Here is a 13,363-nt window from a genome sequence, read left to right as displayed (position 1 = left end):
CGGGGGAACGGCGCCGATGTTCATACCACTCTACGACGCCAACAGCCTCAAATACATCAAGCTTCAATATGTCACCCTGACGCTGATTGCCCTGAATGTCCTAATTTTCTGCCTTACGAGCCTCTCCGATACCGCCTCCAACGCTGCCGCTATCGGCTTTGGCTACATTCCGGCTGTGACGCACCACACGGCAGTGCTTCCGCCCGAGTTTGATTTCGTGCCACCCGCCTTTACCTATGTCACCTATGCATTCCTGCATGCCAATATTTGGCATCTGGGCGGCAACATGCTGTTCCTGTGGGTGTTTGGCGACAATGTCGAAGACGCAATGGGGCACATCAAATTCCTGATCTTCTATCTGCTTTGCGCCGCCGCCGGTGCTTTCCTGCATGGCACGCTTGATCCGATGTCGGAAGGGCCGCTCATTGGCGCATCGGCCGCTATTGCCGGGGTGATCATGGCCTATCTGTTGCTGCATCCCCGTGTCCGGGTCTGGGTGCTGGCCTTTGGCCGTATTCCCCTGCGCATCCCCGCGCTCTATCCCCTGCTGCTATGGGTCGGCATTCAATTCGTCATGGTGATCACCCATGGCGAGGACCGCATATCCTGGTCCGGCCATGTTGGCGGCATTATTGCCGGTGCCCTGCTGTTGATCCCGTTCAAACGCCGAAGCGTGCCGCTTTTCGACCGCGCCATCATTTCACCGCGCGCCGTAGTGGTCGACAAGCAACCGGAGCCGACGCCGCCTGAACCGCCGTCAACCCGCTGGGGTCGCTAGAGCGAGCAACTTTCAATCGTTTAAGGTCGGATAAGCGCAAACTCCGCGATTGACCTTTACGTTAGTCATATTTACGGTCCCGCACGATCCTGACACGCCAGCGTGTCGTTTTTTTCACCTCAATGTCGGCATCCGGCAAGCGGGTGCCATTGCCCGGCAGTTAAATCAGCTTGCAGTTTTTATGAGAGGGAGTCCCCATGAAAGTCCTCGTACCGGTAAAGCGGGTAGTCGATTACAATGTGAAGATCAGGGTTAAGGGCGACGGTTCGGGCGTTGAGCTTGCCAATGTGAAGATGTCGATGAACCCGTTCGACGAAATCGCGGTCGAGGAAGCCCTGCGCCTGAAAGAGGCTGGCAAGGTTGAGGAAGTGATCGTTGTCTCCATTGGGCCTGCACAGGCTCAGGAAACCATCCGCACCGCCCTCGCCATGGGCGCTGATCGCGGCATTCTGGTCAAGGTTGACGATCTCGTCGAGCCGCTGGCCGTTGCCAAGATTTTGAAGGGTGTTGTTGACGCAGAACAGCCAAAGCTGGTCATTCTCGGCAAGCAGGCCATTGACGACGATGCCAACCAGACAGGCCAGATGCTTTCGGCATTGCTCGGCTGGAGCCAGGGCACATTTGCTTCGAAGGTTGAACTTGGCGGCGATACTGCCAACGTTACCCGCGAAGTTGACGGCGGTCTGCAGACCATCGAAATCAAGCTTCCGGCCATTGTCACCACTGACCTTCGCCTCAACCAGCCGCGCTATGCTTCCCTGCCGAATATCATGAAGGCAAAGAAGAAGCCGCTGGATGAAAAGACTGCAGCCGATTACGGCGTTGACACCAAGCCACGCCTCAAGGTTCTCAAGACCGAAGAGCCGGGCGGCCGCAAGGCAGGCGTCAAGGTCAAGGACGTTGCCGAACTCGTCAGCAAGCTGAAGAACGAAGCCGGCGTTCTCTAAGATCAGGAAAGGAATTCACCATGGCTATTCTTCTTTTTGCCGAACACGATAACGAGACCCTTTCCGACCAGACCGCCAAGGCATTGACCGCAGCGCTCGCCATCGGTTCCGATGTGCATGTTCTGGTGGCTGGCAAGGGCGCCAAGGGCGTTGCCGATCAGGCTGCCAAGCTTGCTGGCGTCAAGAAAGTCCTGCTCGCAGACAGCGATGATCTGGCCAACCGTTTGGCAGAAGCCACCGCTGCCCTGATCGTTTCGATCGCTGGCAATTATGACACCATCATTGCCGCAGCCACCACCAACGGCAAGAACATCCTGCCGCGCGTTGCAGCGCTGCTTGATGTCATGCAGGTCTCCGATATTATCGAGGTCATAGCACCCGATACATTCAAGCGTCCGATCTATGCGGGTAACGCCCTGCAGACCGTTCAGGCGACCGATGCAACGCGTGTCATCACGGTGCGCACCGCGACCTTTGCGGCGGCTGGCGAAGGCGGCTCGGCTTCCGTTGAAAATGTGTCGGCTGCCGCCAATCCCGGCCTGTCGAAATTCGTCGAAGCCAAGCTTTCGGGCGGTGACCGTCCTGAGCTGACCTCCGCGAAGATCATCATTTCCGGTGGCCGTGCGCTTGGTTCCAACGAGAAGTTCAAGGAAGTCATCCTTCCCGTTGCCGACAAGCTCGGTGCGGCCGTCGGCGCATCGCGCGCTGCGGTGGATGCCGGTTATGCTCCAAATGACTGGCAGGTTGGTCAGACGGGCAAGGTTGTTGCGCCTGATCTCTACATCGCTGTGGGTATCTCCGGAGCAATTCAGCATCTGGCAGGCATGAAGGACTCCAAGGTCATTGTTGCCATCAACAAGGACGAGGAAGCGCCGATTTTCCAGGTTGCCGATTACGGTCTGGTAGGCGATCTCTTCGTTATTCTGCCGGAGCTTGAAAAAGCTCTCTGATTTTAATCGCAAGATTGAAATGAATCTGCATGGCCGGGGTAGACGAATGCTACCCCGGCCATTTAGGGTCAAAACTCATTAATCTGGTCGAAATAGCATGAGGCTTTTCGACCAGATTAATGAGTTTTGACCCTGGTTTGGTGCTACAATAAATAGACGGATGGAAACATGGCTGGCTCGATCAAAACTGTAGGCATTATCGGTGCAGGACAAATGGGCGGAGGAATCGCTCACGTTTGCGCGCTGGCCGGATATGATGTTTTGATCCACGACCAATCCGCCGAACAGCTGGAAAAGGCCATTGCCACCGTCAATGGCAACATGGCGCGGCAGGTTTCCCACGGCAAGCTTGAGGAAGCAGAGCGTGTGAAGGGCATGTCGCGCATCCGCCCTGCCCCGCGCATGGAAGACCTTGCGGGCGTTGATCTTGCCATTGAAGCCGCCACGGAAGACGAAACCGTCAAGCGCAAGATTTTTGCCCAGCTTTGCCCCAACCTTAACCCCGAGGCGATTCTCGCCACCAATACCTCATCGATTTCGATCACCCGGCTTGCCGCCACCACGGATCGTCCCGAACGCTTTATCGGCATTCACTTCATGAACCCGGTTCCGGTGATGAAACTGGTTGAACTGATCCGCGGTATCGCCACGGAAAATGTCACCTTCGAATCGGCACGCCAGTTCGTTACCAGCCTCGACAAGACATTGACTGTCTCCGAGGATTTCCCGGCTTTCATCGTCAACCGCATTCTCCTGCCGATGATCAATGAAGCGATCTATGTGCTGTATGAAGGCGTCGGCTCGGTTGAAGCCATCGATACGGCCATGAAGCTTGGCGCCAATCATCCGATGGGCCCGTTGCAGCTTGCCGACTTCATCGGCCTCGATACCTGCCTGTCGATCATGCAGGTGCTGCATGATGGTCTGGCGGATTCGAAATACCGGCCCTGCCCGCTTCTGGTCAAATACGTCGAAGCCGGCTGGCTTGGACGCAAGGCCGGGCGCGGTTTCTACGATTATCGCGGCGAAAACCCTGTTCCAACCCGCTGATAACTGCGCGTTGCGCGGCATTCTGTTCGGCTGAATTATTTATTTCAATCAAACCCTTGCATTGGTCTCTGCGTCTCCCCAACTGAAACAGAATTGCAGCACCGGGCCCCTCTGGCGGAAGTGACCGGCTCTTTCGTGATGTCGGAGCTGCAGGGCCAGAATCGGCTAATATGGTCGACAATGGCGCCTGAAACGGCAAAATGATGCTAGGAGAAGTGCGAGGGACGGGGTCTTCCCCCGGCTGAGCAGTTCGACAACGCAGCGTGCAGCCGTTTCGGCGTCCGGAGGATATGGTCCATTTGCCCGGCTACGTCGTCGCAAAGGCTCGAGAATGGAAAAACATTCCCATCGTCTTTGCTCCTAGTATCCAAACAAATGGCCTCATACCATTTCGACCATATTAGTCGTTTCTGGCCCTTCCCTGGAACCGATGCCGGCGGATCATTTTTCACATGGAGATTCTGTTTGTTGATGCCATGGGCAAGCCCCTATGGATGTGGCTTGGCTTTTTTGCCCTAGTCCTTGTTCTTCTCGTCCTCGATCTGGGCGTTCTCAATCGAAAAAATCACGATATAGGCATGACCCGGAGCCTTTGGCTTTCGGCGTTCTACATCAGCCTTGGTGTCGCCTTTGGCGGCTTCATCTGGTGGGAACTCGGCAGCGAGGCCGGGATGCAATACCTGACCGGCTTTGTGGTCGAGAAAAGCCTCGCGATGGACAATATTTTCGTCATCGCCATGATTTTTGGCTATTTCGCCATTCCCAAGCAATTCCAGCACCGCGTGCTTGTCTACGGCATTCTCGGTGTTGTCATCCTTCGCGGCATCATGATCGCGGCGGGTGCTGCGATTGTCGAACAATATGAGTGGGTCCTCTATCTGTTCGCGGCGTTCCTGATCATCACAGGTATTCGCATGCTGATGGCCGGAGACGAGGAATACGACGTTTCTGCCAATCCTGTCTTCAAGTTCATGAACAAGCGCTTTCGTGTGACGAGCGAATTGCACGGGCAGAAATTCATGATCCGCCGTACCGACCCGCATACGGGCAAATCCAAGACCTGGATTACCCCGCTATTGCTGGCACTGGTCATGGTGGAACTCGCCGATGTCATCTTCGCGGTGGATTCCATCCCCGCCATTTTTGCCATCACCACCGATCCCTATATCGTCTTCACCTCGAACATCTTTGCGATCCTTGGTCTGCGTGCGCTGTATTTTGCCCTCGCAAGCCTGATCCATCGCTTCGTCTATCTTAAATATGCCCTGTCTCTGGTGCTTGTTTTCATTGGCGGAAAGATATTCGTGGCTGACGCTTTGGGACTGGCCAAGATACCGCCCATGTGGTCACTGTCGATCACCCTTGGCATTCTTGCTGCCGGTATCCTGAGTTCGCTCTGGAAAACCCGCAACGATGTGCCAGAGTCTGAATTAACGATAGATGCAGAACAGGCTTCGGCACTTTCCATCGCCGAGGTAGAGAGAAAAGCTTAATCCTATCAATGGAGAAACACGTATGAACGCTGGCGGAAAACCGTTTGATTGGGACCCTTCGGGAAACCCCGCTGAACGGCGCCTGTCCAGCGTTCTGGTCGAGCTTGGTGAAACAGACGCGGACAGGATTTCATTTGACGACATCCTGTCCGCGCTTTCCGAGCGCAGCTTTGGCGCCCTGTTCATTCTCTTCGCAGCGCTTAATCTGATCCCGCTGCCGCCGGGAACATCGACGATCTTCGGCATTCCCCTCATCCTCCTGTCGACCCAATTGCTGATTGGCATGGAAAACCCATGGTTTCCGGCCTTCCTGCGCCGCAAATCCGTCAGCATCGAAACCTACAGGCGTATCGTCCGCAAACTCGAACCACTGCTTGCCCGCTTTGAACGGCTCGCACAGCCGCGCTATTGGCCGCTGCCGCAGGCAATCATGGAACGGATCATCAGTATCATCGTTCTTCTGCTGTCTTTCCTCGTTGTTCTGCCTGTTCCGCTCGTCAACCAGTTGCCGGCGCTCAGCATTGTGCTGCTCAGTATTGGCCTAGGCGAACAGGATGGCGTATGGCTTGGCACAGGCCTGCTTGTCGCTGCACTGGCGGTCGGATTTGCCATTGGCTTTGCCGCATCCGTCGGCATCGCCGCCCTTCATATATTCGGTTGAGCATGAACGATCAGAAATCCATCACCATCTATGTCGACGCCGATGCCTGCCCTGTTAAAGCGGAGATTTACCGCGTTGCCGAGCGCTATGGCGTCAAGGTCTTCGTCGTCTCCAATTCCTTCATGACCATCCCGCGCGATCCGATGATCGAGCGCGTTATCGTCAGCGATGGCTTTGATGCCGCTGATGACTGGATTGCCGAACGTGTCTCGCGCGGCGATGTGGTGGTCACGGCAGACATTCCGCTCGCCAGCCGCTGCGTAAAGGCGGGGGCCGATGCCATTTCCCCCACGGGCCGCGCCTTCACCGAGGCATCCATCGGCAACACATTGGCCACCCGCAACCTGATGGACGAACTGCGCTCCGCCGGACAGATCACCGGAGGCCCACGTCCCTTTTCGCCAAAGGATCGATCCGCTTTTCTTTCCGCGCTTGATCTTGCCATCGTCCGCCTGAAACGCGCGGGATTTGTTGTTTAGGTACTGTGCGTGGTTCGTGGTTCAAAACAACCACGACGAAGATACCTCTCCCCGTCATCCTCGGGCTTGACCCGAGGATGACGGTGGGGTGGGTTGTAAGGAGCCAAGTTCTGCCCTCTGTGACCTGCAACCTTTGTGACCTGCAAAGTTGGCCATTAGCGATTGCATCATCCCTCTCCCTCATGGTGAGCCTGTCGAACCACGAACCACGAGCCACCCACCTACCCACTAAATAACTCCAATAATCGCCCCCGCAACACCCCCGTTCCCGCTCAATTGCAACCGAGCTATGCGTCGCTGCCATTGACGAAATGCCCCGCAACCTCTACGAGAGCGCAACAAAGCTATATGCGTGCCGCTCGTGCCTCAACATATGCCGAGCCGAAAACACCAGCCCAAACACGTACTTGAAAGTTCATTAATGACTATTTTCGATTCTATCGCCCCGGCGCTGTCCGGTGCATTGGCGGCCCGTGGTTACGAGACCCTGACGCCCGTGCAGACCGCTGTGCTTGCTCCGGAAGCAGATGGTGCCGACCTTCTCGTTTCCGCCCAGACAGGCTCAGGCAAGACAGTGGCATTTGGTATCGCCATTGCACCGACGCTGCTTGAAGGCGAAGACCGCTTTACCTCTATCGGCGCACCCTATGCGCTGGTCATTGCCCCGACCCGCGAGCTTGCTTTGCAGGTACGCCGCGAGCTGGAATGGCTCTACGAAAAGACAGGCGCGCGCATTGCCTCCTGCGTCGGTGGCATGGACATGACCAAGGAACGCCGTGCATTGCAGGGCGGCGCCCACATCGTCGTCGGCACGCCGGGCCGTTTGCGCGACCATATCACTCGCGGTTCGCTCGATATGACCGAACTGCGCGCCGTCGTTCTCGACGAAGCCGACGAGATGCTCGACCTTGGTTTCCGTGAGGATCTCGAATTCATCCTCGGCGAAGCACCAAAAGATCGCCGCACGCTGATGTTCTCGGCAACGGTCCCCAAACCCATTGCCCAGTTGGCAAAACAGTTCCAGAACGATGCATTGCGCATCACAGCCACAAGCGAAAAGTCCCAGCACAGCGATATTGAATATCACATCATGCCGGTCGCCCCGCGCGAACGCGAAAATGCGATCATCAATGCGTTGCTTTTCTATGATGCACAGAACACCATCGTGTTCGGCTCGACCCGTGAAGCGGTCAAGCATCTGACCAGCCGCCTGTCCAATCGCGGTTTCTCCGTTGTTTCGCTCTCAGGCGAACTCAGCCAGGCCGAGCGCACCAATGCGCTGCAGGCCATGCGCGATGGTCGTGCCCGCGTTTGCGTTGCCACCGACGTTGCCGCCCGCGGTATCGATCTGCCCAATCTCGACCTCGTTATCCATGCCGACCTGCCAACCAACCCCGATACACTGCTGCACCGCAGTGGCCGCACGGGACGCGCGGGCCGCAAAGGTATCTGCGTTTTGATCGTGCCTGCATCGCGCCGCCGTTCCGCCGAACGCCTGCTGCAGATGGCCAAGCTCAGCACCACCATGGTGCCGCCGCCGGACGCTGCCGCCATCAACAAGCGCAATTATGATCGTATCCTCAACGACGCGTCACTGACCGAAATCATGACCGAAGAGGAAGGCGATCATGTCCGCGAATTGCTCGCGCTGCATTCGCCAGAACAGATCGCCGCCGCCTATATGCGTCAGCAAATGGCTGCACGGCCTGCGCCGGAAGAACTGTCGAACACACCAGCCCATGTCCTCGAGCCGATCCGCAAGGGAAGCTATGACGACCGTCCGGGCCGCGGTGATCGCAATGATCGCAGCGACCGTGCTCCCCGTTCGGACCGTTTTGAACAGTTTGAAAGCGGCGCCTGGTTCTCGCTCAGCGTAGGCCGCAAACAGCGTGCCGAGCCGCGTTGGCTGCTGCCACTGATCTGCAAGGCTGGTGATATCACCAAGACTGATGTCGGCTCGATCAAGATTCTCGAAACCGAAACCCGCTTCGAAATCACCGCCAGCAAGGCCGATGCATTTCTGGCCCGGATCAAGCAGTATGGCACCGGCGAAAAGGGCGTGAACATCACCCGCAGCGAGGGCGCAGGATCATCCTCCCCACGCAGCGATTTCAAGCCGAAGAAGAACTTTGCCGAGAAGCGTGAATGGGACGACCGCAAGCCGCCCCGCGCCCGCGATGATCGTCCCCGTTCCTATGACGACAAGCCAAAAGCCGATTGGGCTGCCAAGCCAGCCAAAGCCAAGCCGGAAGGCTGGACCACGGAAAAGCCTGAAAAGGTCAAGAAGGCCCCAAAGGAACGCAAGCCCGGCGAACCCTCCGGCTTTGACAAATACAAAGCCAAAAAAGCCCGCAAGGCTGCTGCCGGTCAGGCTGAATAATCAGCCGCCCAGATGTGATGAATACAAACCCGCCGTGGATGAAAATCCCGGCGGGTTTTGTTTTGCATGAAGATTTTGCGTGGTTCGACACGCTGACCATATCGATACAACAGGAACTGCGGTCCGCAACGGCAACATGTGATCACCCCCCTCTGTCCTGTCGGACTACCGGGGGTGAAGGCCGCTGTGGTTCGGGGTTCGACAAGCTTAGGGAGAGTGAGGATGCAACGCTAAACGCAGAGATTGAGAGTTTGATTTCCTACAACTCTCCCCACCACCCGTCATCCTCGGGCTTGACCCGAGGACCCATAATTCAAAAGTGCTGAATAGATGGTTTTATCTGGCTTCCTTAGCCGTGGGTCCTCGGGTCAAGCCCGAGGATGACGGAGGTTAGGTGGATTGCATGGAGCTCTATTGTGCAACATTGGCGATTATCTTTGCAGCCCTCCCTCTCCCTCATCCTGAGCTTGTCGAAGGGCGCGACAAAGGTTCTGCAATCACCTATTTTCAAAAAAATCACACCAACTTATCCAACACCATCCCACCTCGCTTATTCTGATGGGGTCCTTTCCGGCGGGAATGCTCCGGAAACTTTCTGAAGTCAGGAAAGGACCGGTGATTTCGTGTGCGGGGAGAACCCAGCCGCAGGGGAAAGGTTTTGTCTCACAAGGGTAAAACCAGTCATCGGGACGGGTGATCCGGTTATTTTCTTGGTTGAAACAGGAAAATCTCCGGGGAACGCATGACTACACTACCAATACCAGGATTTCCGCGTTCCCCTTTGGATCGCCCGTCTTTCCCACCTTTCAATAGCCAGACGCAAAAGCGGGCGTGGTAATGGGGAAGGTATGTTCTGCAACTGCCACCATCTTTCGTGCTTCTACAGAACTACTGCGCCGATATCGCCGCATCGATCAGTTTGGCAGCATCGTCACTTTCCCATGGTGCAGGGCCATTCATCGCGGCGATCTGGCAGCCTTCCTTGTCGACGATCATCGTCACCGGCAAGCCAAACGCCAGATTCTTGCGCTTCAACTCATTGAATACGCCCATGGTTGGATCGCGGTAGAGCGTCAGGGACTTCACACCGATATCGCTCAAAAAGCCCTTGGGCTTCTGATCGTCGCCCGTATCAATATTGATCGTCACGACCTGAAAATTATCGCCGCCCTTTTTGGTTTGCAGCGCATCAAGCGCAGGCATTTCCTCACGGCAGGGCGCGCACCAGGTGGCCCAGAGATTGACGAGGATTGTCTTGCCCTTGAAGTCGGCAAGCCGCATCGGCTTGCCATCGGGACCGGTAAACGAAAGCGCCGACATGGATTGCGGCTTCTCGGCGCCGCGCATGGCGGCAACGGCGCCAGTGGCTGCCGCATCGATTTTCCGGGCTGTATCGGTCTTTGCAGTGCATTGATCGGTGGTGTTTGTTCCGGCAACAATATTGCCAGAGGGCCGCTCCATCACGTATACCCCAACCGCACCGGCAACTATGCCTGCGAGCGCAGCAAGAAGAATGATTTTCCTGTTGCCGCCTGACGTGGTTTTCTGTGGTTCGTTGCCGTCGCTCATATTTTACACTTTCCGTCTATCCACCCCGGTCACCAAAGGCTCACCCAAGGTTTACAATGTCCGACAAGAAAAACAGCAATGAAATGTGGGGAGGCCGTTTTGCCTCGGGTCCAGCTGCCATTATGGAAGAAATCAATGCTTCCATCGGTTTTGACCAGAAACTCTATGCCCAGGATATCGCCGGTTCTCTTGCTCATGCCGCCATGCTTGCAAAAACCGGCATAATCGCAGCTGATGATCACGACAAGATCGCAAAGGGCCTGAACACGATATTGTCAGAAATCGAGAGCGGAAAGTTCGTTTTCTCACGCAAACTTGAAGACATTCACATGAATGTCGAGTCGCGCCTTGCCGAACTCATCGGCGCACCGGCTGGCCGCCTGCACACGGCCCGTTCACGCAATGATCAGGTTGCCGTGGATTTCCGCCTCTGGGTCAAGGAAGAATTGCAGCGGACAGCGGCCGCACTGAAAAAACTCATCGAAGCCTTCCTGAAGCGCGCCGAAGAACACGCAGCAACACTCATGCCCGGCTTTACCCACTTGCAGACCGCGCAGCCCGTTACCTTCGGCCATCACTGCATGGCCTATGTGGAAATGTTCGGCCGTGATTTGAGCCGGGTGAAGGACGCCATTGAGCGTATGGACGAGTCGCCGCTCGGCGCTGCCGCGCTCGCCGGTACAGGCTTTCCCATCGACCGCCATATGACGGCAAAGGAACTTGGCTTTCGCGAGCCGACCCGCAACTCGCTCGACAGCGTATCCGACCGCGACTATGCGCTGGAATTCCTGTCGCTGGCGGCGATTGCCGCCACCCATCTTTCGCGTCTGGCCGAAGAAATCGTCATCTGGTCAACGCCGCAATTTGGCTTTGTGCGCTTGTCGGATTCCTTCTCCACCGGCTCATCCATTATGCCGCAGAAGAAAAACCCTGATGCCGCCGAACTGGTGCGCGCCAAAACAGGCCGTATCACCGGCTCGCTGGTCGGGTTGCTCACCGTCATGAAGGGTCTGCCGCTGACCTATTCCAAGGACATGCAGGAAGACAAGGAAGCCGTTTTCGACGCCGCCGAAACGCTTGAACTGGCGCTGGCCGCCATGACCGGCATGGTCGGCGATATGACCATCAACACCGCGGCCATGAAGAAGGCTGCAGGCTCCGGTTATTCAACGGCGACCGATCTTGCCGACTGGCTGGTGCGCGAGCTTGGCCTGCCCTTCCGCGAAGCGCATCATGTGACTGGCCGTGCCGTGGCACTTGCCGAACAGAAGAATGCCGAGCTAGGCAAATTGACGCTTGATGACTTGAAGGGCATTCACCCTGGGATCACCGATGCAGTGTTTGGCTATCTGACCGTGGACAAATCCGTGCGCAGCCGCAAATCCTATGGTGGCACGGCTCCGGAACAGGTTCGCAAACAGATCAAGTTCTGGCAAAAACGCATCACGAAATCGTAAGTCTGATGATGGGGGATGCAAATAGCGTTCCCATACGTTAGACAGGACAACATATTTCCGGACGACAGGATCAAAATCTATGAGAAGCCGTTCTTACCTCACGACAATTCTGATGGCGGTTGCAATCGTAAGCGCGGTATCGGCCTGTGGCCGCAAGGGCCCGCTTGAACTGCCGCCAGCATCGGTGACTGCACCGGCACCGGGCGAGCCCAAACCTGCCAAACCACCTGTTGAAGACAAGCGCTTTTTCCTCGACTCGATAATCTAGGCTGATTTTTCGTGAACCATTTCGATTATAAGGACGGCGTTCTCCATGCCGAGAACGTCAGCATTCCCGATATCGCCAAGGCGGTCGGCACTCCCTTCTATTGCTATTCGACGGCAACCATCGAGCGGCACTACAAGGTGTTCGCAGCAGCCTTTGCCGAAATGGATTCGCTGGTCTGCTATGCGCTGAAAGCCAATTCCAATCAGGCCGTGCTGAAAACCCTTGCGCGTCTCGGCTCCGGTGCCGATGTGGTGTCGGAAGGCGAAATGCGCCGCGCGCTGGCAGCGGGCATTCCAGCCAGCAAGATCGTCTTCTCGGGCGTTGGCAAGAAGCCAGGCGAAATGGACTTTGCGCTCAGCGCCGGGATTCACTGTTTCAATGTGGAATCCGAACCGGAGCTGGAACTCCTTTCCAGCCGGGCCGTCGCGGCTGGAAAGATCGCGCCGGTGTCGCTGCGCATCAATCCCGATGTGGACGCCAAGACGCACAAGAAGATTTCGACGGGTAAGTCCGAGAATAAGTTCGGCATTCCCTTGGCCAAAGCGCGTTCCGTCTATGCCCATGCGGCAAAGCTGCCCGGTCTCAAGGTCCGGGGCGTTGATATGCATATCGGCAGCCAGATCACCGATCTGGAACCGTTTGACGATGCCTTTGCCCTGCTCGCACAGCTGGTGGGCGATCTCAAAGCCGACGGCCACGATATCAACCATGTCGATCTCGGCGGCGGCCTCGGCATTCCCTACCACTTCGACAACAACCCGCCACCCCTGCCCGATGCCTATGCGGCCATCGTTACCAAGCACATCAAGCCGCTGGGGCTGAAGACTATTTTTGAACCGGGACGCCTGATCGTCGGCAATGCGGGTATTCTGGTCAGCGAAGTCATTTTCGTCAAAGAGGGCGACGCGCGTAATTTCATCATTGTCGATGCGGCGATGAACGACCTTATCCGGCCAACACTCTATGACGCATTCCACACGATCCGCCCGGTCAAGGAAGCGACGCCAAGCCATCCACGCATTCGCGGTGATGTGGTCGGCCCCGTTTGCGAGACTGGCGATTATATCGGGCTTGACCGCGACCTTCCGCGTCCAGCGCCGGGCGACTTGATCGCCATCGGCACGGCTGGAGCCTATGGCGCGGTTCAGGCAGGCACGTACAATACCCGCCTGCTCGTTCCCGAAGTGCTTGTGAACGGCGATCAGTTCCATGTTGTGCGCCCGCGCACGAGCTACGAAGAACTGATCGGCCTCGATTCGATACCCGACTGGCTTTAGAGCATCGGCATACACACAACGGTGAACAGCTTTTTGCGCCAAGGCCTCGCCTTT

12 protein-coding genes are annotated in these 13,363 nt (G+C 56.7%); 11 read left to right on the top strand and 1 reads right to left on the bottom strand.

Annotated elements, in window-relative coordinates; genetic code table 11:
- The first annotated feature begins 16 nt into the window (after window positions 1–16).
- The 8 genes from FHW17_RS05775 to FHW17_RS05740 all read left to right on the top strand — a co-directional run bounded on the left by FHW17_RS05775 (window position 17) and on the right by FHW17_RS05740 (window position 8,738).
- Entirely contained in the window at window positions 17–778 is a 762-nt protein-coding gene (locus FHW17_RS05775; protein ID WP_112530421.1) for a rhomboid family intramembrane serine protease, read from the top strand.
- Between the two features lie 197 nt (window positions 779–975).
- Window positions 976–1,725, top strand: a complete 750-nt coding sequence (locus FHW17_RS05770; protein WP_112530419.1) for an electron transfer flavoprotein subunit beta/FixA family protein — start codon at window positions 976–978, stop codon at window positions 1,723–1,725.
- 20 nt (window positions 1,726–1,745) lie between these two features.
- A complete protein-coding gene (locus FHW17_RS05765; RefSeq protein WP_113097676.1) occupies window positions 1,746–2,675 on the top strand; it encodes an electron transfer flavoprotein subunit alpha/FixB family protein in 930 nt (309 codons plus the stop codon).
- 168 nt (window positions 2,676–2,843) lie between these two features.
- Complete coding sequence (locus tag FHW17_RS05760) at window positions 2,844–3,725, top strand: 3-hydroxybutyryl-CoA dehydrogenase (RefSeq protein ID WP_091880018.1); 882 nt, start codon at window positions 2,844–2,846, stop codon at window positions 3,723–3,725.
- Window positions 3,726–4,177: 452 nt separating this feature from the next.
- Window positions 4,178–5,218, top strand: a complete 1,041-nt coding sequence (locus FHW17_RS05755) for a TerC family protein (RefSeq protein ID WP_112530413.1) — start codon at window positions 4,178–4,180, stop codon at window positions 5,216–5,218.
- Between the two features lie 22 nt (window positions 5,219–5,240).
- A complete protein-coding gene (locus tag FHW17_RS05750; protein WP_112530411.1) occupies window positions 5,241–5,879 on the top strand; it encodes an exopolysaccharide biosynthesis protein in 639 nt (212 codons plus the stop codon).
- Between the two features lie 2 nt (window positions 5,880–5,881).
- Window positions 5,882–6,358 carry a YaiI/YqxD family protein gene (locus FHW17_RS05745; RefSeq protein ID WP_182509376.1) on the top strand — a complete coding sequence of 159 codons (477 nt, stop codon included), beginning with the start codon at window positions 5,882–5,884 and terminating at the stop codon, window positions 6,356–6,358.
- Between the two features lie 421 nt (window positions 6,359–6,779).
- Window positions 6,780–8,738 carry a DEAD/DEAH box helicase gene (locus FHW17_RS05740; RefSeq protein ID WP_182509375.1) on the top strand — a complete coding sequence of 653 codons (1,959 nt, stop codon included), beginning with the start codon at window positions 6,780–6,782 and terminating at the stop codon, window positions 8,736–8,738.
- 888 nt (window positions 8,739–9,626) lie between these two features.
- Here FHW17_RS05740 and FHW17_RS05735 read toward each other — a convergent pair.
- On the bottom strand, window positions 9,627–10,307 hold the full coding sequence (locus tag FHW17_RS05735) for a TlpA disulfide reductase family protein (RefSeq protein WP_182509374.1): 681 nt from the start codon (window positions 10,305–10,307) through the stop codon (window positions 9,627–9,629).
- 56 nt (window positions 10,308–10,363) lie between these two features.
- On the opposite strand from FHW17_RS05735, the gene argH reads away from it, so the two are divergent.
- The 3 genes from argH (at window position 10,364) to lysA (ending at window position 13,309) form a co-directional block, all read left to right on the top strand.
- Window positions 10,364–11,764 (top strand): argininosuccinate lyase, encoded by a 1,401-nt coding sequence (argH, locus tag FHW17_RS05730; protein ID WP_112529749.1) that lies wholly within the window; start codon window positions 10,364–10,366, stop codon window positions 11,762–11,764.
- A gap of 79 nt (window positions 11,765–11,843) precedes the next feature.
- Window positions 11,844–12,032: a lipoprotein gene (locus FHW17_RS05725; protein WP_112529746.1), complete on the top strand. Its 189-nt coding sequence runs from the start codon at window positions 11,844–11,846 to the stop codon at window positions 12,030–12,032.
- Window positions 12,033–12,043: 11 nt separating this feature from the next.
- Entirely contained in the window at window positions 12,044–13,309 is a 1,266-nt protein-coding gene (gene lysA, locus FHW17_RS05720) for a diaminopimelate decarboxylase (protein ID WP_112529743.1), read from the top strand.
- Window positions 13,310–13,363 lie beyond the last annotated feature (54 nt).

Source organism: Phyllobacterium sp. P30BS-XVII (genome assembly GCF_014138335.1).
GTDB lineage: Bacteria > Pseudomonadota > Alphaproteobacteria > Rhizobiales > Rhizobiaceae > Phyllobacterium > Phyllobacterium meliloti.
The sequence above is the reverse complement of the archived record's forward strand: the minus strand, read 5'-3'. Positions and strand labels throughout refer to the sequence as shown.